The organism is Aeoliella sp., from assembly GCF_965227375.1.
Classification (GTDB): Bacteria; Planctomycetota; Planctomycetia; order Pirellulales; family Lacipirellulaceae; genus Aeoliella.
The window spans coordinates 3,354,266-3,376,539 of record NZ_CBDDFX010000002.1; the positions used below are offsets into that span (position 1 = coordinate 3,354,266).

15 protein-coding genes are annotated in these 22,274 nt (G+C 58.6%); 6 read left to right on the forward strand and 9 right to left on the reverse strand.

Annotated elements, in window-relative coordinates:
* Nucleotides 1–3: 3 nt before the first annotated feature.
* From ACQK2L_RS26295 to ACQK2L_RS26310, 4 genes are all read right to left on the reverse strand, one after another.
* Nucleotides 4–1,722, reverse strand: a complete 1,719-nt coding sequence (locus tag ACQK2L_RS26295) for a BNR-4 repeat-containing protein (protein ID WP_425400022.1) — start codon at nt 1,720–1,722, stop codon at nt 4–6.
* Nucleotides 1,707–2,693: a dihydrodipicolinate synthase family protein gene (locus ACQK2L_RS26300; RefSeq protein WP_425400023.1), complete on the reverse strand. Its 987-nt coding sequence runs from the start codon at nt 2,691–2,693 to the stop codon at nt 1,707–1,709. Before ACQK2L_RS26300 ends, ACQK2L_RS26295 begins: the two co-directional genes overlap by 16 nt.
* 19 nt (nt 2,694–2,712) lie before the next feature.
* Nucleotides 2,713–3,897 carry a mandelate racemase/muconate lactonizing enzyme family protein gene (locus ACQK2L_RS26305; RefSeq protein WP_425400024.1) on the reverse strand — a complete coding sequence of 395 codons (1,185 nt, stop codon included), beginning with the start codon at nt 3,895–3,897 and terminating at the stop codon, nt 2,713–2,715.
* A 75-nt stretch (nt 3,898–3,972) separates the two neighbouring features.
* Nucleotides 3,973–5,040: a GntR family transcriptional regulator gene (locus ACQK2L_RS26310; protein ID WP_425400025.1), complete on the reverse strand. Its 1,068-nt coding sequence runs from the start codon at nt 5,038–5,040 to the stop codon at nt 3,973–3,975.
* A gap of 361 nt (nt 5,041–5,401) precedes the next feature.
* Here ACQK2L_RS26310 and ACQK2L_RS26315 point away from each other — a divergent pair, with 361 nt between their 5' ends.
* The 4 genes from ACQK2L_RS26315 (at nt 5,402) to ACQK2L_RS26330 (ending at nt 11,835) form a co-directional block, all read left to right on the forward strand.
* A complete protein-coding gene (locus ACQK2L_RS26315) occupies nt 5,402–6,421 on the forward strand; it encodes a dihydrodipicolinate synthase family protein (RefSeq protein WP_425400026.1) in 1,020 nt (339 codons plus the stop codon).
* Nucleotides 6,422–6,508: 87 nt separating this feature from the next.
* A complete protein-coding gene (locus ACQK2L_RS26320; protein WP_425400027.1) occupies nt 6,509–9,142 on the forward strand; it encodes a sodium:solute symporter family transporter in 2,634 nt (877 codons plus the stop codon).
* Nucleotides 9,139–10,629 carry a sulfatase gene (locus tag ACQK2L_RS26325; protein ID WP_425400028.1) on the forward strand — a complete coding sequence of 497 codons (1,491 nt, stop codon included), beginning with the start codon at nt 9,139–9,141 and terminating at the stop codon, nt 10,627–10,629. Before ACQK2L_RS26320 ends, ACQK2L_RS26325 begins: the two co-directional genes overlap by 4 nt.
* 3 nt (nt 10,630–10,632) lie before the next feature.
* Nucleotides 10,633–11,835 carry a sialidase family protein gene (locus ACQK2L_RS26330; protein WP_425400029.1) on the forward strand — a complete coding sequence of 401 codons (1,203 nt, stop codon included), beginning with the start codon at nt 10,633–10,635 and terminating at the stop codon, nt 11,833–11,835.
* A gap of 33 nt (nt 11,836–11,868) precedes the next feature.
* On the opposite strand, the gene ACQK2L_RS26335 is transcribed toward ACQK2L_RS26330, so the two are convergent.
* The 4 genes from ACQK2L_RS26335 to ACQK2L_RS26350 form a co-directional block, all read right to left on the reverse strand.
* The gene (locus ACQK2L_RS26335; protein WP_425400030.1) at nt 11,869–12,648 is read right to left on the reverse strand and encodes a 3-keto-disaccharide hydrolase; all 780 of its coding nucleotides are present in this window, start codon (nt 12,646–12,648) and stop codon (nt 11,869–11,871) included.
* Nucleotides 12,649–12,665: 17 nt separating this feature from the next.
* Complete coding sequence (locus ACQK2L_RS26340) at nt 12,666–14,009, reverse strand: BNR-4 repeat-containing protein (RefSeq protein WP_425400031.1); 1,344 nt, start codon at nt 14,007–14,009, stop codon at nt 12,666–12,668.
* Between the two features lie 49 nt (nt 14,010–14,058).
* Nucleotides 14,059–15,294: a sialidase family protein gene (locus ACQK2L_RS26345; protein ID WP_425400032.1), complete on the reverse strand. Its 1,236-nt coding sequence runs from the start codon at nt 15,292–15,294 to the stop codon at nt 14,059–14,061.
* A gap of 61 nt (nt 15,295–15,355) precedes the next feature.
* Nucleotides 15,356–16,765, reverse strand: coding sequence for a sulfatase (locus tag ACQK2L_RS26350; protein ID WP_425400033.1), 1,410 nt, complete (start codon nt 16,763–16,765; stop codon nt 15,356–15,358).
* A gap of 260 nt (nt 16,766–17,025) precedes the next feature.
* On the opposite strand from ACQK2L_RS26350, the gene ACQK2L_RS26355 reads away from it, so the two are divergent.
* Together ACQK2L_RS26355 and ACQK2L_RS26360 are read left to right on the forward strand one after the other, a co-directional pair.
* A complete protein-coding gene (locus ACQK2L_RS26355; RefSeq protein ID WP_425400034.1) occupies nt 17,026–18,558 on the forward strand; it encodes a sulfatase in 1,533 nt (510 codons plus the stop codon).
* Between the two features lie 62 nt (nt 18,559–18,620).
* On the forward strand, nt 18,621–20,444 hold the full coding sequence (locus ACQK2L_RS26360; protein ID WP_425400035.1) for an exo-alpha-sialidase: 1,824 nt from the start codon (nt 18,621–18,623) through the stop codon (nt 20,442–20,444).
* Nucleotides 20,445–20,457: 13 nt separating this feature from the next.
* On the opposite strand, the gene ACQK2L_RS26365 is transcribed toward ACQK2L_RS26360, so the two are convergent.
* On the reverse strand, nt 20,458–22,107 hold the full coding sequence (locus ACQK2L_RS26365; protein WP_425400036.1) for a sialidase family protein: 1,650 nt from the start codon (nt 22,105–22,107) through the stop codon (nt 20,458–20,460).
* Between the last annotated feature and the right edge of the window lie 167 nt (nt 22,108–22,274).

Sequence of the window (22,274 nt, forward strand, 5' to 3'; positions counted from 1 at the left end):
CGACTACTCGTCGGTGTGGCACCAGCGCGTGCGTCCCATCGAACCAGCAAGCGTGCCAAGCCCGATGAGTACCACTGGGAAGGCCGAGGGCTCGGGCACAGGACTGAACAAGACCGCCAACCGCTCTGTTGGCATCGAGTTATCGATGAGGTAGCTTCGCATCAGAACAGCGTCCCAGATGTCCGTTTTGCCGTCGAAGTTGAGATCGCCTCGCATGTAGCTGGCTCGTGTCCCAAAGACGCCGGGCAGTTCACCGGATCCCCAAGCATCTATGAACGCGGAAACGTCATCTCGGTCGGGAGTGCCGTGACCATTGCCCGTGAAAAATCCGTCTTGATTCACATCTCCCAACACACCGTTCCACCCGAAGTTACCGCCTTCGGCCCAGAAAATGACTTCGTTGCTGACAATCGCCGTATTGCTGCTGCCCCGTTCGCCAGAAGTGTAAACCACCGCTGGGTCTGCGGTCGTTAATTCGTTGAATCCGGTTGGCCTTTCGATGCTCGGTAGCCAGTTAGGTGTGCTTGGATCCACATTAGAGATGATTTGCGAGGTGAATGTCTGACCTCCGTCGTTCGACTCGACCCACACGACTTCGCTCGACGTGGTTCCCCAGAAGCTTCCCTGCGAAGAATCATCAGCCATGGTTAGGACCATAGTCATCCGGCCGTCGGGCGTGATCGTCAGTCCGCCGGGCGTTCCGAGCCCCCAGCCATTGTCCGGCAGAATGTCGATCTTGTCGTTGAGCAGCGTCTTGCTCCAGCCGCCCGCCCCATCCGGCGTTGCAATCCACGCCTGGCGCGGAAGTGAGCCATCATCCTGCAGAGTGTTGTAGAGAATGTAGGGAACATTGTTGTTGTCTACCGCGATTGATCCACCTCGCAAGGACGATGAGTTCTCGTACTGCGCCCGCTGTGATGGCGGGGTTGCCTCGACGGTGTCGAGCGTCGACTCGAAGGCGGGCAGCGTCACTGGAGTTCCGTCGTAGTGCTGCCACGTGTCGCCAAAATCGGTGCTCTGCAAGTAGCCAATCTTGTATCCCCAACGCGGATCCTCGCCGTACATACGAACCGACATGTGCAGTGTCTGATGGTCGGGTCCCCACGCCAGCGCATCTTGGAAGTGAAAGTAGCTGGTATCGCTCGCCTCGATCAGCGGCTTGGCGCTCGACCACGATCCGCCCGGCGAGAGTGTGAACAGGTCGTTCGACCAGCTCGAACCCGTACTGTTGCGGGCCGTCAAATAAAGCGTATTGTCCGGCCCCGTGACCATCGTCGGGTAGGTTAGGTTGTCGGCAATGTGCGTGACCGGAGTCCACGACGACGTGTCGTTTGGCTGCTGCGAACGACGATACCGCATTGGTTCGTGATGAGGGTAGTAAGCGACGTGCAGATAGCCTTCACTATCGATCGTAAGCGCCGGCCCGCCGTGATTGTCTTCCGCTTCGCCAATGGTGTAGGTGGGCGACCACTGACTCGTAGCATGATCAAGCGTGCGGATCTTCACCTCAAAGCCGTCCTGCGTCGTGGAATCCAGCCACGACACATGCGTCTTACCATCGAACGTGATGATCTTGTTCGCTTCGGCATAGCCCGTGGCTCGGCTCGAACCGTCGACCGAGAGGATCCGTGGATCACTGGCGCGTGCAATGCCAGCTAGCCATGGTAGAAAGCAAGAAGCAACGAAGCAAAACAGAGTTGCTAGATTCACGTAGGATGGCATCGCTCGGTTACCTCAACTTGATTATACCACGACTCTTCCGTCAGCTCGTTCCGCCACCACTCGAGAAATTGCTCGGCAAGTACTTTCTGGTCCGAATTCGGCACGGGTTGGTAGGGGGACTTGGTGTAGCCGTCGTCTTCCAGAAACCCCGAAGCAGCGGCGCGTGCCTTCCCAACAATGCCGTGCAGGTAGCCTCGCCCGACCAGCGGATCGACGCAGTCGTGCTCCCAGCGATTGAATTTGGCCTGCATGGCCATCGCTTTGTCCCACGTCCGCTTCTGACAGAGGTCGACAAGACGCCGCTGCCACTCGGGCAAGGTGTTCACCCAAAAGCTGTAGGTGCCCCGCGCTCCCAGCATCATGGCCGGTGCGACTACGAAGTCGGTCACCAGGTGCGCCAGATGCGGTGTTGAGCCGATCACGTCGCACAGTTCCACCACGTTCTGCGACGCCAGCTTGGTGCCCACCAGTTGGTCCGGAAACTCTGCAGCAAGTCGTTTGTAGTCGCTGCCATTCATCACGACATGGCCGCGAGGAGTGTTGTAATGCACCCACTTGGCCGCTGGCGCAGCCTCGGCCAGGTCGTTCCAAAACCGCCAGACGTCGTCCGCCGACAAGGGCATCCAATACGGGTAGCAGACGTGTACCGTCGAAATGCCATGATCAAGGCACACCTTGATGCGGTCGATAATCCCCTGGGTGTTTGTCCAAGTTACCCCCATCTGCGCTCGACAATCCAGCGGCTCCATGAACCGCGAGAACGCTTCGATGAAGCTCTTAAACTCATCGAGCTCCAACGCGTAGAACTCGCCATCGCTATCGGTGCTATAGATCCCATCGCTTCCGGCAGCTGCCAGACGCTCCAGGTTGCGCTGCAACATTGGAGCGTTCAAGCGTTGGTCGGACGCCCACGGCATGGGAACCGCTGCCCACAAGCCATGAATGTCGTCGGGTTGGTGAATGTCCTTCATCTGGATCGCTCCGCCTGGCTCACTCGGTCTCCTGGCGATCGGTTGCTCCGAGGATTTTGTAGTAGGTGCCCGGTTGATAGGGATACTGCGACTCCAGATCGTCCGGGACCGTAAGACCTAAACCAGCCGAGGTGGGCGCAGGTACTTTTCCTTCGACCAGCCGTAGCGGCTCGGCAAGCACCGCTTCGCGGAGCGGGTTGGGAACGCTTGGCAATTCCACGATCGAACAGTTTCGCGATGCGAACGCCGCGTGGTAATTGCCCATGATTCCCACTCCGGCGCTCCAGGTGTGGACCGCCACCGGGATCTGACGTCGATCGCACAAGTCGGCGAGCTTTCGAAACACAGAGAGTCCGCCGATGAGCGACGCGTCGGGCTGGAACAGATCCAAAGCGTCTGCCTTCAGGTAGGATTCCGCCTCGGTAAGGCTTGTGACCGTTTCGCCACCGGCCACCGGAATGGAGATGTTCCTGCGAATCTCGGCGAACCCATCATAGTTCGCCACCTCCGCGGGCTCTTCGATCCACATTAGATCGAACTGTTCGATGGTTTTGGCAATCGTGGTGGCTTGCTTGACCGTCCAAGGCCGTCGCGCCAACCCTTGGGCTGCGTCGACCGCCAGGCCGACGTCGGGGCCCAAAGCTTCGCGGCAGATGCCGACCTTTTGAACGATCTCGTCGACACCTGGCAGATTGTTGATGCGAATCTTGACCGCGCGAAAGCCGTCCTCGACGTAGCCTCGCATCTCCGCACGCAACTCGTCTTCGGGCTTGTTGTTTCCGCCGCTTGCGTACGCCAACAGCGCGTCATGCGTCCGCCCACCTAAGAGATCGCAAACCGGCACGCCGAGCGACTTGCCGTGCAGGTCCCACAGGGCCATTTCGATACCGCCGATCACGCTTTGCGAAATGCCCAGGCGTCCCCAATAGTAGCTCGCCAGTCGCATGCGTTCCCAAAGGGTCGCGGGGCGACGAGCATCTTGGCCTTGAATCGCCTCGCCCAGTTGGTTGGTCAACGCCGCAACCGTTTCCGGAGCGTAGACACCGGAGTACACCTCACCGTATCCGCAGGAACCGTCGGATGCTTCCACACGGATCAGTCCCGCCGGACGAAAGCCCGTTTTAAGATGGAGCACCCGTTCTGCGTCGTCGGGAGTGGCGTAGGGCGCGCTCAGCAGCACGCAACGGACATCTGTAATCTTCAACGGATCCACCTTACGCATCGGCTGGTCGACACCTCAAGTGCGGAACGACCACCCTTCGGATACTCACCTTCGTTACTACTTGGCGGATGCGTCCAGTTCGACCGGAATGACCTCATCGGCAACCACCTCACCGCGAGCCATCGCAGCCAGCATTCGTGCAATGTGCTTCCCCTGCTCCTCCGACGAATAGAGAGGACGCAAGAACACATGCTCCGGCGCTTGGTTGGCTGGCGAATAGCTATCGCACAAAACTCTGTCAATCTTCTTCGACATCTTCAGTTTCTTGGCGACTTCCCTCACCGCATTGGCCATGCGCACCGTACGACAGATGAACCCGGTAGGAGGGTCGTCCTGAATCAGTAGTCGCTGCACTGAGGCCTCGCAAACACTTGTCGCAGGAGGCAGGAAGCGCTCGTAGAGGGCATCTGGATCGAGCTTGGCCTCCGTTAGCCGCCGGCGAACGGCGTCAAACGTGTCGTGATCGCCTGGGCGCGTTTCTTGTCGCGACAGGAGGGCAAGCTTCCGGTGCCCCTGCGACAACAGGTAGTCGGTTGCCAGGTAACCGATGCTCGTCATATCGCGGTCCAGACGCGTGAGCCGGGTAATGCCCGGGTAGATCCCCCCGTAAACGAGCGCCGGCACTCCGCTGTTGCTTACCAACTGATGGACTTCAAACGGCGCCCGCACCAGGATAAATCCATCCCGTGCTTTGGCCGTGAGCGAGTGGTCGATGAGATCGGCCACAAAGCCATCCGCATTCTCCTGCGGCAGAAAACTGATCTGCACGTGAACGCCTGGCAGTTCCTCCTGCATACCCAGCAGGACCATATCGTTGCCAACCCCTTCGGAGGCCAGATAGTTCTGGTGGACGAGAAAATGCACCCGGCGCAACGGCGGAACGGACAACTCGCCCGGCAAATTGGCGATAAAGGCGCCACGGCGCTGCTGCCTGGTGATGATCTGGCGGCGTTCGAGCAACTGGAGAGCCCGGTTGGCCAGTCCGTTGCTGACCCCCAGCAGTTTGGAGGCGTCGACGGTAGTGAGGTAGCGATCGCCCGGTTTCAGGTTACGGTCTTCGATGTCGGACGCCAATTTCTCGGCGAGTTCTACTAATCGTGGTGTATCGGAGCCGGAACGTGCCATAGTGAGTAATATCCGTGCGGGGATGTGCAATGAAGTCTTAACACGTCGGATTGTAGCTTGATGGATCAGGTTTCTCACCATGAATCACAGATGGTACTCTATTTGCGCGGCTTAGTCTATGGAATATTACTGCAACATCAGTACTTTTAGTGTACGCCCCGATTTTCTAGGCGTTATCGCCACAGTTCGCCCTAGAAATTTTGATTGGTCAAACACTTTTGGGCGCCCGGAAATAGTGCTTGCTGACCGATAATATTAGTGATAGGATGGGCAACATTGACTAAGAAGCGTCGTTTCATGGCCTCGGCCAACTAGCTTCGGGCGGTCTATTCAGGCAACGAGGGCATACAACGAGCATCCAATGCGAGTAGATTCTCGACACGCAACGACTGAGCAACTACGACTCATTCCCGCTACCTACGCACCGCTCGGCGCGGATGGTTCCGTCGACCTGAAGGCGATACCAAAATACGCCAGTTACCTGCTGGAACGTGGTATTCGCGATGTGTTTATCAACGGCACCACAGGGGAGAGCCTGTCGCTCACTACCGACGAACGCCTGAAGATTGCCGAAGTCTGGGGAAATCACGCCAGCGAACTGAATATCATCGTCCACACGGGGCACAACTGCCTGCCGGACGCTGTGGCTCTTTCCTCGCACGCCAAATCGGTGGGCGCAGTTGCCATCTCGGCCATGGCGCCCTCGTTCCTGCGTCCTCAAACGACAGAGGACCTGCTGGAGTTCCTCGCCCACTTGGCGTCGGCCGCCCCTCAGCTCCCATTCTACTACTATCACATTCCGTCGCTCACGCACGTGCCGCTCGAAGTGGATTCGTTCCTTCAGCGCGCTATCGACAAGATCCCGAGCTTCGCTGGAATCAAGTTCACTCACGAAGACCTCGGAGAGTTCGCCCAATGCAATCAGAAGTGGGGCAGCCGCCTGGAACTGATGTTCGGCCGCGATGAGCTTCTGCTACCCGCATTGGCCATAGGTGCCCGATCGGCGGTCGGCAGTTTCTACAACATTATCCCTGAGGTGTTCTTCGCCATTGAAGAGCGACTGTCGCACCAGGACATGGAGGGAGCCAACCAGTGGATGCTGTACGCCCTCCGCTATATCGATCTGTGTAAGCAGGTGGGGGTTGCCCCTGCAGGAAAGTGGTTGATGTCGGAACGCGGCGTGTGTGGTCCTACCTTACGGTTGCCGCTGGTTTCGCTCGATCAGTCGCAGCAAGAGTGGCTGCGGGAGGAAATCCAGCGGTTACCAATGCCCGGTGCAAGTTCGGAACGAAAAGACACTCCCGTGCGGACTCCCCATTCTCAACCGAGCCGCAGTGGTCAAGGTAATCAATCCCCCGAGTCCATCGCGGGCGAGCGGTAAGTGATGCCAGGCATCGCGATCGGATGCCGTGAAACCCAATGCTCACACGCAGTTGTGTAGCGCGGTCGCTCCTCTCAAAATAGCAAGATGCATCGCCTCATCGCCACCTACGCTTCGTTGCTCGCCTGCATCACGATGCTGGCGTGTACATCTTCGGTTGCTCACGCAGATGCGTCACACGATTGGCTCGAGTGGCGCGAGCTTCCTGACCTGCCCGACCCCCTTGGAGTCGCCGGGCCCATCGTGGGTCTCAGCAACGATTGCCTCATCGTGGCCGGAGGCGCCAACTTCCCCAAGCCCGTTTGGGACAACGAAAAACAGTGGCACGATGATGCCTATGTGCTGACCCGTAGCGGTGAACAGTACACCTGGAAACACGCTGGTAAGCTGCCGGCCCCCGTTGGCTACTCTGCAGTCACCACGCTCCCCGATGGCGTGCTCGCCCTGGGAGGCAATGATGCAAAGCAGGTGTTCGACAAAGCGATGCTGCTGAAATACGTAGCCGGCGAGTCGAAGCTTCAGGTTGTCGACTTCCCCGCGTTACCCGCACCGAATGTCTTCGGTCAAGCGGCCGTTATCGGCAACGTGGTTTACCTGTCCTGCGGGCAATCAGGGCAGGACCTGGCAACGGCCACTGACAAACTTTGGTCGCTGAACCTGGAACTCGAAGCCGACGAGCGAGAGTGGAAGGAACTTCCCCCCTGCCCTGGCGGTGCAAGAGCCCTGCACATGATGGTCGCCCAACACAACGGCTACGACCAGTGCCTGTACGTGATCGGCGGCCGGCGCATTGAAGACGGAAAGGCAAAGTTCCTTTCCGACAACTGGGAATACAATCCCCGCACGAATTCCTGGCGTGAGCGCAATTCGGCGCCACAAGCCATCGCTGCCGGCACCGCGGTTCCCAGCGGTCAAAGCCACATCCTGGTGCTCAGCGGCGACGACGGCAGTCTCTTCGATCAAGCCGATGCACTGGGCGACGACCACCCCGGGTTCACCAAGACCTCATTCGCTTATCACACGATCACGAATGCTTGGGAAGAGATCGGCGAAACGCCACAAAACCAGGTCACGACGCCGGCGGTGAAGTGGGGCGGAGAGTTCATCGTCGCCAGCGGCGAAGTCCGACCCCGCGTCCGCACCCCAGCAGTCTGGGCCGTGTCGCCCAAGCACAACTCGGCGAACTTCGGAACGCTCAACTACCTAGTACTCATCAGCTACCTACTGGCAATGGTAGGCGTTGGGCTCTACTGCAATCGGAACAATAAGGACACCGACGATTACTTCCGCGGGGGCAAGCAGTTGCCATGGTGGGCGGCGGGTTGCAGCATCTTCGCCACGATGCTCAGTTCGCTAACCTTCACCGGCATACCCTCCAAGGCGTTCGCCCAGGACTGGGTGTACGCGGTGGGCAACTTCATGATTCCCGTCGTCGCCATCCTGGCGGTATTCTTGGCTCTGCCGTTCTATCGCATGCTCGACGTCACCAGCGCGTACGAGTACCTTGAATTGCGATTCAACCGCAAGGTGCGCAAGTTCGGCAGTCTTAGTTTTACGCTGTTCCATCTATTCCGCATGGCCGTGGTGATGTCGCTCACCGGTCTCGCGCTCGCGGTCGCTACTCCGCTAACGCCAACGCAGTGCGTGCTGCTGATGGGAGTGTTGAGCATTGCATACTGCACCATTGGGGGCATCGAGGCGGTAATCTGGACCGACACGATTCAAACGTTCGTGTTGTTTGGAGGAGCGTTGCTGGCGCTAGCGCTGTTGATTGGCGACACCGGGTTCAGCACGTTTGCTTCCTCCGCCGCTGCGGATGGGAAACTCCACATGGCCAACCTCGGTTGGGATGCGACAAGTACGCAGTTGGTGCTGTGGGTTGTGATCCTGGGTGGTATCGGGCAGAACGTGTCGTCGTACACCGCCGATCAAGCCGTGGTGCAGCGCTACCTCACGACACCCACCGAGAAACTCGCCGCCCGCTCGATCTGGACGAACGCGGTGCTAACGATACCCGCTACGCTGCTGTTCTTCGGCATCGGAACGGCGCTGTACGTTTTCTACAAGACACACCCTGAACGGCTCTCGCCGACCATTTCGACCGACCAGGTCTTCCCGTACTTCATCGCCAGCGAGATGCCTATTGGCATTTCAGGGCTTGTGGTCGCTGGCATCTTTGCGGCGGCTCAGTCCACGGTCAGTACGAGTATGAATTCCATCGCCACGACGATCGTCACCGACTTTCTTCAAAGCGATCGAAAGGAGGACGAAGGGCGGAGCTACCTGGGCATTGCACGGTGGATCACATTCTCTACCGGTGTCCTGGGAACGTTGGTAGGTCTGCTGTTTGTCGATCCGCAGATCAAATCGTTGTTCGACGCCTTCCTGATAGTGATCGGGCTGTTCATGGGTGTTTTGGGCGGATTGTTTGCCCTCGGGTTTGTGAGCAAACGTGCAAACGCATTCGGAGCCATGTGTGGGGCGTTGGTGGGTGCGGGGACCATGGCTGCAATCTGGTTATTCACTCCCATCAGTGGCTACATCTACACAACAATAGGCATCCTTACGTGCTTGATCGTCGGTTGGGTCACCAGCCAGTTGGCCCCAGCTCCCGATCCAAGCACAGAGCGATTGACTCTCTACGCCCTGTCCGGCATGAAGAAGAGTCAACGCAACGCTGATTTCCAGCCTGCGGCAACGACCAGCACGAGCCTGCCATGAAATGGGTGAGGGCCATTCTGCCGCTTGCCTTGCTGCTGGCACTGGTTGCCGCAGTCTCTTGCGGCAGAGCATCGGCCGCATCCGACCGCCCCAATGTACTGTTCATCGCCGTGGATGACCTACGGCCGTCGCTGGGCTGCTACGGCGATGCAACGGCCAACTCGCCAGCCATCGACGCCCTGGCCACCCGTGGCACGGTGTTTCACCGGGCGTACTGCCAGCAGTCGCTGTGCAACCCTTCGCGCGCTTCGGTGATGACCGGCCTTCGACCCGACACGATCCGAGTGTGGGACCTCAAAGCACACTTCCGCGACCACGCGCCCGACGTGGTGACACTGCCGCAGCTGTTCAAGCAGCATGGATACCACACGCAAAGCATTGGCAAGATCTACCACGGCAATGGTCGAGCAGCGAAGGATCCACCTTCCTGGACAGCCGAGCCAGAACTCGACCTCGTCCGGTCGGCCAAGTTGAGATACGCAACGCCCCAGAACCTGAGCGGCAGCGGGCTCAAGCGAGACGCTACCGAGCGCGCCGACGTGCCGGACGACGCGTATGTCGACGGAGTGGTGTGCGGCAAAGCCTGTGAGGCCTTGGCCCATCTTGCCGACTCCGAGCAACCGTTCTTCCTGGCCGTTGGTTTTCGAAAACCGCATCTTCCGTTCTGCGCGCCGGAGCGGTATTGGGAACTGACTGCCAGTAGCGTGGCGGCTGCTCTCGAGCACCGCAACACCCCTAGGGGCGCTCCGGAACTTGCTACCCGAACATGGGGCGAGCTGGAAGGGTATCGCGATATTCCTGAGCTCCCATCACAGAATCTGTCCCGCGAAGAGGTGGCCCAACTGCGGCACGGCTACTACGCCTGCGTGGCGTACACGGATGCTCTGGTGGGACGAGTGATCGATCAACTCCAGCAGAGCGGCTTACAGCAGCGAACCATCGTCGTTGTGTGGGGCGACCATGGTTTTCATTTGGGCGAATTGGGGTTGTGGACCAAGTGCAGCAATTACGAAGTCGCTACTCGTTCCCCGTTGATTGTCTACGACCCCAGAATCCCGACGCCATCGGCAGCTACGGACACCATCATCGAGTTGCTGGACATCTATCCAACACTGGCAGAACTGTGCAATCTCGAAGCGCCAGCCACGCTCGAAGGCAGGAGCCTGGTGCCACTCATGAGCGACCCGACCGCCCAGCGCGATCGTGTTGCCTACTCCCAGTTTCCACGCGCAGCAAGTGGCATTCGTCACACCAACAACGGCGATTACATGGGCTACTCCGTACGAACCGATGCGTTTCGCTTTGTCGAGTGGCGCGACAATCGAACAGGCGCCGTAGTTGCCACCGAATTGTACGATCACACGAAGGACCCCGGCGAAACGACGAACGTATCGGCTGACGCAGCTTACGCACAACAATCCAATGCGCTCAGCCACAAACTGAAGAGCGTATTTCCCACCTCCGCGTCCACCAACTCCGAGGACTAGGCGATGAACCTCCGATCTCACACCGGCCGTGTAGGCCTGGCATTCACATTGAGCTGCTTGCTTTCCCATTCCGCTAGTGCAGACCAAAGCCCGGAGTCGGGCGAACCGTTCTTCGAGTCCCAAGTGCTGTTCGAGGCCGGCCACCAGGGCTACCGGACCTATCGAATTCCATCGCTCGTAATCACTCCCAAGGGCACTTTACTCGCTGCCGTGGCAGCCCGCTTCGATGGCCACGGGGACTGGTCGGATATCGACACCATGGTTCGCCGCAGCGACGATGGCGGTAAGACCTGGACCGAGCAGGCGATCGTTACCGACGACGGAAAGAACACGGTCGACAATGCGACGTTCATCGTCGATCCCAAGTCGGGCAAAGTGTACCTGATGTACCAGATCAACTACGCCCGGGCGTATCTAAAGGTATCGGACAACGAGGGCCAACGGTGGTCTCCCCCGCGCGAGATCACGTCGGTGTTCGATGTGTTCCGAGATCGCGACGGCTACGACTGGGAAGTCATCGCCATGGGACCAGGGCACGGCATCGTCACCAGCAGTGGCCGATTCGTGGTGCCGGTATGGCTCTCGACCAGTCACAAACACCGTCCCTCCATCGCTGCGACCATCTACAGCGACGACCAAGGCACAACGTGGCAGGCGGGAGACGTCATCGCCCAGACCGACGACCACACACCCAACCCAAGCGAGCACGTGGTGGTCGAACTGGCTGACGGTCGAGTCATGGCGAACATGCGGACAGAGTCGCGTCACTACAGGAGGTTTCTCGCCTTCAGCCCGGATGGCGCAAATAACTGGAGCAAACCCCAGCCGCACGACCAACTCGTCGAACCTATTTGCATGGGCAGCATGACCACGATGGAGTCCCCCAACCAGGACGAACTCCTCCTTTTCTGCAATCCAAACAGCGAAGCGCCGCGCACGTCGAGTTCAGGCGCCGCCTGGGGAGCGCGAAAACGGCAGAACGTGACCGTTCGGGTAAGCAGCGATCTGGGAGAGACCTGGCCGATGTCGCGTACGATCGAGCCACAGGACAGCGGCTACAGCGACGTAGCCGTTGGTCCCGATGGGATGATCTACGTGCTGTACGAGTCGGGCAAGGTCAACGAACACGGCGCGTTCATCCCGGGCAACATAACGCTGGCCAAGTTCAACCTGGCTTGGGTCGCCGAGGGGAATCAGCAGGACTGATGCAGCGCAGCCCCGCCGGTGCTACGCCACACCTTATTCCTTGAACCAACGTGCTTTGTCGTCCAGCGGGCGAATCCACACGTTGCGAAAGCGAACCTGCGAGTCGTGGTCTTGCAGATAGAGGGGTCCCACTTCGTGTTCGCGGATCTGCTGGTTCACCTTCTTGGTGTAGTCGGTCACGTCGAACTTCATCGGTGCGTATCGTGAAGTCGGCTCGGTAAACTCCGTGCTGTCTTGCACCAGCACCCCGTTGAGCAGTGCGGTGATGCTGCCGGGCGTTGTGACTTTGCCCGTTTTGTCCCGCCGAGGGGCTTTGAAAATGACGTCGTACGTTTGCCACTCGCCAGCAGCCCGGCCGGCGTTGACCAGGGGAGGTTTGATGCCATAGATCGAGCCGATCACCAACTCGGGTCGATCCTCTTTCTCCGCGACCGCGTAGATTTGCAGCTCGCAGATGCCATGAAAGTAGAGCCCGCTGTTGCCGTGCTCGCGGTCGACCTTGGGCTGCTGGAATTCGGCATGAATTTGGGCGTCGCGAAAGTGGAAGGTTGTCCACACACCGCGATTCTCTTTCTGCTTGCCGGGCACAAGCAGCTCGTCGCCTTCGATTTGCCAATCGCAGGGCGAGCCGTCGACCTTCACCAGGTGCTTGGTGCTGGTGCCATCGAAGATGACCACCGCGTCCGAAGGGGGAGCGCTACCGAGGCTGGTTACCTTCGGCAACTCGGCTATGCAGCACACTGGCGTCAGGCACCAGGCCAAGAGCAGGCTGATTCCAACGGATCGATTTACGGTTGCCGAACTGAGTCTCAAGCAGTGCATTGTTGTACTTACCACCGGTTGCCTCGATTCCAAATCATAACTCGGTTTTGAAGAATCTGGTTGTTATCATCACCCCGTTCTCCAACCAGGTAAAGGACGCTCGGCAATGCCGATGGCTGGTTGAAACCGGTCGGTTTCTCGATGTTGGGAAGCCAATGGGCCGTGGTCGGATCGCGTCGAGAGACCATTTGCGAGGTAAAAGTCTGGCCGCCGTCGCTCGACTCGGCCCAGATCACCTCGCTGGAAGTCGTCCCCCACAGCGTAGGCTGGGCCACATCGTCTGCCGCGGTGAGCACGATAGACATGCGACCGTCTCTGCTAATCACCAATCCGCCCGGTGTACCCAGCCCCCACCCCTCGGGCAAGGCGTCGATCTTCTCGTTCAGCGAGGTCTTCTTCCAACCGCGCTCGCCATCCGGCGTTGCCAGCCACGCCCGACGTGGCAAACTGTGATCGGGCTGCAATGTATTATACAGCACCCAGGGCCGATTCTCCGCGTCGACCGCCAGCACGCTTGCTCGTAGCGACGAAGTATCCGCGTAATCCATCTTCCGCTGCGGGTCGATCACTTCGATCGGATCGATCGTCGCCTTCACTGCAGGTAGCTCAATGGGGCTGCCATCGAGCCGCTGCCATGTTTTGCCAAAGTCGGTCGACTTCATGTAGCCAATCAAATACGCCCACCGCGGCAGGTCGCCGTACATCCGGGTGCAGAGGTGCAGCGTTTTATGATCGGGCCCCCAGGCCAGGGCTTCCTGAAACTGCGAGTAACTCCGCTCCCCTGCCCGAATGATGGTCGATCGCTTTTCCCAGGAACCGCCGGGCGGTTTGGCGAAGAACTGCACTTCCCATGGTTGCTCCGCGGAGCCGCGATACCGTGCGGTAAGGTACAGCGTGTTGTCGGGCCCGACGACCAGCGTGGGATACGTGAGTCGATCGCCGAACTCCACCTCGGGAGTCCACTCCGACGCGTCATTCGGCCGCAACGACCTACGATAACGCATGGGTTCGGAGTGCGGGTAATAGACGACGTGCAGGTATCCTTCACTATCAACAACCATCGCCGGACCGCCGTGATTGTCCTGCGCCGGCCCGACTTGATAAGACGGCGACCACTCACCGGTGGAATGGTCGTATGTGCGCACCATTACCTCGAAACCACTCTCGTTAGTATCGAGCCACCCCACGTGCGTCTTGCCGTTGCAGGTGACGATCTTGTTGGATTCGGCGTAGCCGGTCGCACGCCCCGATCCCTTGTCGGAGAGTAAGAACTCTGTCTCCGCAAATGACTGAATGCACAGAACAACGAACAGTGCTACTAAAACAGCACGAAAACTCGATAAGTCAATCACAACACCCCTTCTCGTCTGCGTAGAATTCGGCGCAAGCTTGCTACAGCGCTCAGTCCGCGACCAGCTCGTTCGGTTGCTTCCACTCAATCTGGCAGATCGCCACGTTCTTATCACCGGGCGTAGTGGTTCGATGGGCCACGACGATCCAGGAAACGCCTGGGGAAACGTTGCAGGTGCCGAAGTTACCCATCGCAGCGCTACCTTGCTTCGGAACAACGATTCGCTCGGTGTCGCGCAGCACGCGACTGGTTGCCGGATCGATCTGTGCCATGACAAGCGGTGCGCGGTGGCGCATCACGTCGTCGTTGTCCAACCCTCGTCGGGTATAGACCAGAAACAATGCGTCGGAGTGAGTCAGGAAGTGCTGCTGCGTGTTGTAGCTGCCGAGTTCTTCCCCGTCGTCGAATCGCCACTTCTCGTGCGGCGTGTAGTTTAGTCCGTCGGAACTAGTGCTTACGTAGGCCGTGTGATCGTTGCGCATGGTCAGGAAGTACTTTCCCTCAAAGCATGCGATCGACGGCTCGCTCATCCCACGGCCATTGTCCACTACGTGCTCGCTGCCATGCTCCTGGTAGGTTAGTTTCTCTCCATCGAACGCACAGCGGGCCACGGCAGAATAGTGAATGCTGTTGTTGTGCTCGCCAAAGTAGATCGGCATCAGCACTTCGCCGTTGGGCTGAACGATGCATTGCACGCAGCCGGCTCGTTTGTAAGGCCATTTGAACGACTTGGGAAAATCGAGCCTCTGCCAGGTGTCCCACTTTTCTGTTTTGGGATCGTACACCGCGTAGAAAACGTCGCTCGCTCCACCCGGCACGTCCTTGTTCGTCTTGGTGTCGACATGGAACGTCGCGCCGACCAGCAGGACCTTCTGAGTTTGGGGATGATAGATGGGCGTCGCGTCAACCGGCACTTCGTAATACCGGCTGCCATTGTCTTCGGCGACACGCAAATCCAGTTCGTCATGCGCGGTGGGCCCCTGCCAGATCTTTCCCAGGTCGTCGGTGTATGCCGATACGATGCCTTTGTAATTGTGAGTGCCCTTCATGCCGTGCAACTGCATCGTCAGCAACACGCGCGGGCCGCTCGCGCCGGAATCCTTGAGAATCTCGCGAGGAATCGACTCGGCGCGGGCTTGGAACCAAAAGCCCTCTTTGGGGCATGGAAATTCTTGGGTAATGCTGGTGGTGTAGTCGACTGTCTCTGCCTGAGTCGGGCGTAGCGCTCCGACGACAAATAGAGCAGCGACGCAGGCCGCTTTCAGGTGGTTCGTAGAAAGGTTCATAGTAAACAGCCTTTGGTTAATGTTGAATGCGGACCAGTGCAGACCAGCGAACACCAGCCTCTCAGTTCGGGTGCACCGTTGCCTGTGCCTGCTTGCGACGCGAAGCGTCGTCGTACTGCGGATTCGGCAGCATCGGATCGGCGCCGACCTCTGCGCGCCACGCTTCCAGTTTCCCCGCCAACTCAGCCGCCTTGGCAGGATGGCTCGCAGCGAGATTCTTCTGCTCTCCGATGTCCTCGGCGAGATTGAACAGTTGTTGTTCGCCTGATTCGAGGTTCTCAATTAGCTTCCACTTGCCAGCGCGAACCACGTCGGAGGGAAAGCTCTGCGGATGCTGATTGTAGTGCGGGTAGTGCCAGTAGATAGCTTCGCGCGAGAGGTTGCCTTCGCCAGAAAGCACCGGTGCGAGGCTCTCGCCATCGACGTGCTGATGCGGCCGCGCGGGCAGGCCTACGGCTTCGAGGATCGTCGGATAGAAGTCCGTGCTAATCACTGGCTCGGCACTCTTGGAGCCAGGCTTTGTCTTGCCGGGCCAGCGTACGATCAGCGGCACGCGGATTCCGCCTTCGTAGCTCGAGCCCTTGTTCGCACGCAGCGGCGAGTTGTCGGTGGCCTTGGCGAATCCCCCGTTGTCGCTCGTGAAAATAATCAGGGTGTTGTCGTCGAGGTGCAACTCCTCTATCGCCTTCATCACCCGCCCCACGCTATCGTCGACGCTCTCTACCATCGCGGCATAGTTCGGCGGCCCCTGGCGGTCCTTCTTGTGCACCTGCTTGTAACGCTCCACTTTGTCCGGCTTGCCCTGCAGCGGCGCATGCACGGCGTAGTGCGACAGCATCAGAAAGAAGGGAGCCTCGGAGTTGGCGCGGATGAACTTCTCTGCCTCCTCTGCCAGCCGATCGACCAGGTAATCTCCTTGCTCGCCAGGAAGCATGCTGTGTTTGACGTAGGTCTTGCCGGTCGTGGGAATCTTCCACGTGCCTTCATAAGGATAGAAGTAGCTGCCCGGTGCGCCGTAGTCGCGGCCTGCGACGTTCAGGTCAAAACCGTTGTGCTCGGGCGAGTAGTACGAGTCGGCACCCAAGTGCCACTTGCCCATGAACGCGGTGCGATAGCCGGCTTCGCGGAGGGCCTCGGCAATTGTTACTTCTTCCAGCGGCAAATCCGAGATATAGCGGCCTTCCCGCATGCGTCGCTTCGCCGGATCCCAACGCCCCGAAGGCAGCCACTGCGTCAACAGCAGCCGCGCAGGATACTTGCCGGTCATGATGGCCGCGCGGGTTGGCGAGCAGACACTACAAGCCGAGTAGTTGTCGGTGAACAACATTCCGTCGGCCGCAAGTTGGTCGATGTTCGGGGTCTGATAGTAGGTACTGCCGTAGCAGCCGAGATCGGTCCACCCTAGGTCGTCGATCAGAATGAAAACGATGTTCGTGGGCGAGGGGTCGGAGTCGCCGGCAATCGCTTGCATCGGCACTCCGCTCCAGGCAGCAAGCACAACACTCCACAGGAGAAAACGCGCCGAAGTGTGTATCGAATACCGCCCGGTACTTCGCATTACTTAGCCCTACTAAGTGGCTCGCAGGGGACCCTAAAATGGTGCGATTCTCAAGTTAGGGTTGAATATACCCGCGGTCAAGATAATACTTCTAAAAATAGTGAAATATTAGACGGAAAGCTAGACTCCCAATTTTTCCAGGGCTAATCTCGGTTTTTGCGGAGGAAACATCGATGCACGATTCGTCTTCCCGAACTTGCCTGCCGCCCTTCGCGCGTGCCTGGGTGGTGGCGTGGTTGCTTCCGCTCGCAACCGTCATGGCCGCCTCGCCGGCACCCAATGTCCTCTTCCTGGCGGTAGACGATATGAAGGACTGGGTGAACTGCCTGGACGGCTACGAAGGGGTCGTTCATACGCCCAACATCGACGATCTGGCGAGCCGTGGCATGCTGTTCACCAATGCCCACTGCCCTTCGCCCAAGTGCGCCCCCTCGCGCGCCGCGATTCTCACCGGCTTGTATCCTTCGACAACCGGTTTGTACGACAACAACCAGTGGTGGTATCCCAACCTGCCCGGCGTGGTCACGTTGCCGGCGCACTTTCGTCGCAGTGGTTACCACGCCGCCGGAGCGGGCAAGATATTTCACCACACCGCAGGCAACCATCCACCCAACCAGTGGGACGACTTCCTCCCGTTGCGGTTTCGCAACGACGGATGGTTTCGCGGAGCGAAGATCAACTATCCGTGGAGCCAACACGTTCCCGAACCCGCGCAATTCCCGTTTAGTGGCGTCGATGGGTTGAGCCATGAGAACGATTGGGGATCACTGCCCATCGCCGCGGAAGACTATGACGATGCTCTGAGCACCGACTACGCCGTGCGATTCTTGCAGGCGAAGCACGACAAACCGTTCTTCCTGGCCTGCGGCTTATTCCGCCCTCACTTGCCGTGGTACGTTCCGCAGGAGTACTTCGACCGATACAAGCTGGAGGACATTGTGCTTCCGCAGGTGCCGGACGACGACTTGCAAGACATTCCACCGGTTGGATTGAAGCTTGCCAAAGATCGTCGCGGCGACTATCGCAAGATCAAGCAAGCCGATCGCTGGAAACACGCCATTCAAGCCTACCTCGCCAGCATCACCTACGCCGATGCACAACTGGGTAGGATTCTCAAAGCACTCGAGCAGAGTCCCTACAAAGACTCGACGATCGTCGTGCTGTGGTCCGATCACGGCTGGCATCTCGGCGAGAAGCAACACTGGCACAAAGGCACACTGTGGGAAGAAGCCACTCGGATACCGCTAGTCATCCGCGCTCCACACTCGAGTCCAGGCGTTTGCGATCGGCCGGTAAGCCTCATCGACCTGTACCCCACACTGGTCGAACTCACGGATACCGAGGCTCCGGCGACGTTGGACGGGAAGTCGCTGGTTGCCTTGCTCGAAAATCCAACGCAACCATGGGCGCGTCCGGCGCGAGTCGAGTACCTGCGCGGCAATGCAGCCGTCCGGTCCGATCGCTATCGCTACATTCGCTACAAGGACGGTGCCGAAGAATTGTACGATCACCAAACCGACCCGCACGAGTGGAACAACCTCGCCGCCGACAAAGACATGACCGACGTCAAGAAAAGCCTCGCCCGCTGGCTCCCCCAGCAATGGGCGAAGCCTGCAGCGGCCAAGAAGGGGTTTGAATTCGATCCCGATGCGTTCACTTGGCAGGATAAAGCTACCGGAGAAGTAACTTCCGCCGCGGCCAAGTAACGCCAGCAACGGCATGGCTACTAGCTCCTTCCGGATACGCCTTTCTAAGAGAACATCATATTATGAAAGCGAACAGATACGGTTACCTGCTCATCGCTTGGATCGCGTGCCTGTCCACGTATGGTCAGAGTGAAGACCCGCGGTATTTCGCCAACGCCCGGCTGATTCCGGACGAAAGCTACTGCGACGAGCCGTACATTGTGACCACACAGGACGGCAACTGGGTCTGTACGATGACAACCGGACCTAAGGGGGAAAGTGGTGAAGGCCAGCACATCGCAGCCACCATCAGTACCGATCAGGGGAAGACCTGGTCGGATCTGATTGACGTTGAGCCTTCTAGCAAGTTGAAGTCCTCCTGGGCAGTTCCGCTGATCACGCCAGGTGGCCGGATCTACGCCTTCTATAACTACAACGGCGACCAGATCCACGAACTCAATGGCGAGAAACTCCCCGTCGACACACTCCTCGGCTGGTATGTCTACAAATTCTCCGACGATGGGGGCCGAACGTGGTCCGACAAGCGATACCGGCTGCCCATGCCAATAGCCGAGGTCGATCGAGTCAACGACTGGGGTGGAGCAGTACAGCTCTTTTGGGGCGTCGACAAACCGATGATCCATAAGGGAGACGCCTTCTTCGCCTTTACACGGATGGGCGAGTACATACATGGTCAAGGAGAAGGGTGGCTCTATCGATCAGACAACATCTTGACGGAATCCGACCCTGACAAGATTCGCTGGAAACTGCTCCCCAATGGCGGCCGAGGCATCCGCAATGATGCGTTTGGATCAACCCAGGAAGAGCACAACGTTGTTGCTCTGTCGAACGACGACATGTTCTGTGTGTATCGTACGACGAGAGGGTATCCTGGGACAGCTTACAGCAGGGACCGAGGAAGAACCTGGTCGGAGCCTGAATATGCTACCTACGAACCCGGCGGAAGGAAGATCCAATCGCCCCGCGCCTGTGTCATGGTTTGGAAAACGGAGGATGAGAGATACCTGTTGTGGTTCCATAACACAACACTTCAACTCCGTAGCAGGGGTCGTTGGCGTCAGGACAAAGCCCTGCCGGTCACAGGCCGAGATTTGGTGTGGCTTTCGGCTGGGGTCGAGAAAGGTGGTCATCTCGTGTGGTCACAACCCGAGTTGATCAGTTACACAACCGATGGCCGAGGCATCAGCTACCCCGACATGATCGAGACTGACGACCGATTCTACTTCTCCGCAACCAATAAGCGTGACGCCCGGGTGATATCCGTCGAACGAGATGTCGTGGAGGACATGTGGCGACAAGGCCAACTGAACGAAGCAGCGAAACGAGGATTGGTTCTCCATCGAGTTGGCAGGCTCACCGGCGAGATCGACATGCCTGATTTACCGAATCTCTCCCAAAATGGCGGTTTTACCATCGACCTGCGACTGAAGTTGAAAACCCTGGAACCAGGTCAGATACTGCTGGATTCACGCGATCCACAAGGACAAGGGATTTTGCTGCAGTCCTCCGAGCACAACAAGCTGCAGTTCATTATCAACGATGGCGAGAATTCGATCGACTGGACGACCGACAATGACGTGCTGTCTCCTGACCAATGGCACCACCTAACAATCATTGTCGATGGCGGTCCGAAGATGATCACCGGGCTCGTCGATGGTCAACTTTGCGATGGAGAAGACGACCCCAATCGCTATTCCGGCCAGAGCCGGTTTCTCGATCAGTCGTTTGATCGCCCAATTGAAGATGTCACAGGCGGCCCATTGCTGCAAGTCGCCCCCTCGATGGATGGCGACATCGGCGATCTACGCATCTACGATCGCTATTTGAGAACGAGCGAAGCTATCGGCAACGCCCAAAGTTACGATCGCAATCTCAACCAACCGTGAAACTTGCTGGCCCTCACTCTGCTTCCAAGACAGCGGCCACTTTGAACCGCACGAACGTTAGTCCGTTATACAGGTCGCGTTCGAACACCAGCCCGACAGTTTCGTCATCGATCTGCACCATATCGGAGTAGGCGGATAGGCCTTCGTAGATGCGCAGACCCTTGTTCCAGGTTTGGCCGCCATCGGTGCTAGCGCGTACTGTCATCCGCTCGCGACGTTGGGAGCGGGGATTGCTCATCAGCAGCACGCTCTCGCCATTCGGACGGGTAACGCTCAGGACGCTCGCCTCGCAGATGGAGCAAGTCAGTTCGTCATCCAGTTCCGGCAGCTCGAACGATTCGCCTCCGTCGTTACTGTAGGCCACGTATCGCAAGTAGGGATGCGTGTGGTTGCGGTGAGTGCTGATGCGTGCATTCACGTACAGCCGACCGTCGCCCAACTCGGCAATGGAGTTCTCGTTGGTGGCCGCATCGACGCTTCCGCCAATCCGCCACGTGGCGCCGTGATCGTCGGAGATAATCATGTGCGTTTCGGTGCCCTTGCGGCGATTGGGAGCGTTGTGATTCGCAGGAATGACGAGGCGACCACTCGCCAGTTGGATGCCGTGGCATGGCCCGGTGGCGTACCAACCGGTCCACTCAGGTCGTTTGAGCGTGGCAGTCAAATCGACCGGCTTGTTCCAGGTCTGCCCATCATCGTCGCTGTACATCGCCAGCACATCTTCGTTGTCGCGACAGAAGAACAGCCAGATTTTACCCGTATCGCGATCCACCACTGGCACCGGGTTGCCAATCGTTACCCGGGCGTCGCCTCCTTCCTCGTACACCAGTTGCATTGGCAGCCACGTGCGGCCGCCGTCCTCGCTGCGACGCAAGACGATATCGACGTCGCCATGATCAAACTGATTCTGCTTACGCCCCTCGGCAAACGCCAACAACGTGCCCTGATTGGACTTCACGATGGCGGGAATGCGGTACGTGTGGTAACCATCCTGCCCCCGCACGAACACCTCGGAGTGCTCCTCACCTGCCAACGGGTAGTCGCGCTTTAAACGTGGCGTCCAGTCGTCCAACGAACCTGTCTCGCCTCGAATTCCAAACGACCGGACCGTCATCCGCGCCTTCCCGGGACAGAGCGTCAATTTCCCGAACGGGCGATCGCCAGCAAACTCCATCTTCCACACATCCTGATCGTTGATGGAAAACGTCACCAGTTCGCCTTCTCGCCGCACCCGAACCTGGAACCACTCGCCAGACTCAATCAGTCCCTTCACTGGGCGGACCCGCTGAGTTCGATCGCCAAAGAAGAAGCCACGCACGTAAACATGATCGTCGCGAGAGAAGATCAACTCCCCGGTGGCCATCCGATCGGCCGCATCCAGCATCAACGACGCATGCTGCTTGCCCACATTCTTCAGCCGGAGTTCGGCAAACACCTCAAAGTCACCGGTGCCGACCGTCCGACCCGCATTCAGTCTGCTCTCCTGCCCCGTTGCCACCAGACCAGCGTCGCTAGCCTTCCATGCATCCCGCTCATCCACTACATCCACGGCCGCGCCATCGCGCACAAACCAAGTGGTGTCGCTAGAAGCGCCTAGCGCGCTGTTGCAATAGCACAGCAGGTTGAACACGAACAGCGAAAATACAATGTGCGACGTCTTCATATCAGAATCCCAACAACTCGGAGAAAGCTAGTCAGTGGCACTGGTGTTCCCAAGCGAAACAACCCACCTGCTGATCACTGTAATGCTCGCACGATGGCGATGCAAACAGGAGTTGAGGAATATCAGCGCGCGACTCGAAGCGCAGATGCCTTCAGAAATATTGCTCC

Excerpts from the sequence above, each read along its gene's own strand:
- ACQK2L_RS26310 (WP_425400025.1), bottom strand. The coding sequence starts at position 5,040 with ATGGCACGTTCCGGCTCCGATACACCACGATTAGTAGAACTCGCCGAG.
- ACQK2L_RS26320 (WP_425400027.1), top strand. The coding sequence starts at position 6,509 with ATGCATCGCCTCATCGCCACCTACGCTTCGTTGCTCGCCTGCATCACG.
- ACQK2L_RS26330 (WP_425400029.1), top strand. The coding sequence starts at position 10,633 with ATGAACCTCCGATCTCACACCGGCCGTGTAGGCCTGGCATTCACATTG.
- ACQK2L_RS26350 (WP_425400033.1), bottom strand. The coding sequence starts at position 16,765 with ATGCAAGCGATTGCCGGCGACTCCGACCCCTCGCCCACGAACATCGTT.
- ACQK2L_RS26315 (WP_425400026.1), top strand. The coding sequence starts at position 5,402 with ATGCGAGTAGATTCTCGACACGCAACGACTGAGCAACTACGACTCATT.
- ACQK2L_RS26295 (WP_425400022.1), bottom strand. The coding sequence starts at position 1,722 with ATGCCATCCTACGTGAATCTAGCAACTCTGTTTTGCTTCGTTGCTTCT.
- ACQK2L_RS26325 (WP_425400028.1), top strand. The coding sequence starts at position 9,139 with ATGAAATGGGTGAGGGCCATTCTGCCGCTTGCCTTGCTGCTGGCACTG.
- ACQK2L_RS26345 (WP_425400032.1), bottom strand. The coding sequence starts at position 15,294 with ATGAACCTTTCTACGAACCACCTGAAAGCGGCCTGCGTCGCTGCTCTA.
- ACQK2L_RS26365 (WP_425400036.1), bottom strand. The coding sequence starts at position 22,107 with ATGAAGACGTCGCACATTGTATTTTCGCTGTTCGTGTTCAACCTGCTG.
- ACQK2L_RS26355 (WP_425400034.1), top strand. The coding sequence starts at position 17,026 with ATGCACGATTCGTCTTCCCGAACTTGCCTGCCGCCCTTCGCGCGTGCC.
- ACQK2L_RS26360 (WP_425400035.1), top strand. The coding sequence starts at position 18,621 with ATGAAAGCGAACAGATACGGTTACCTGCTCATCGCTTGGATCGCGTGC.
- ACQK2L_RS26300 (WP_425400023.1), bottom strand. The coding sequence starts at position 2,693 with ATGAAGGACATTCACCAACCCGACGACATTCATGGCTTGTGGGCAGCG.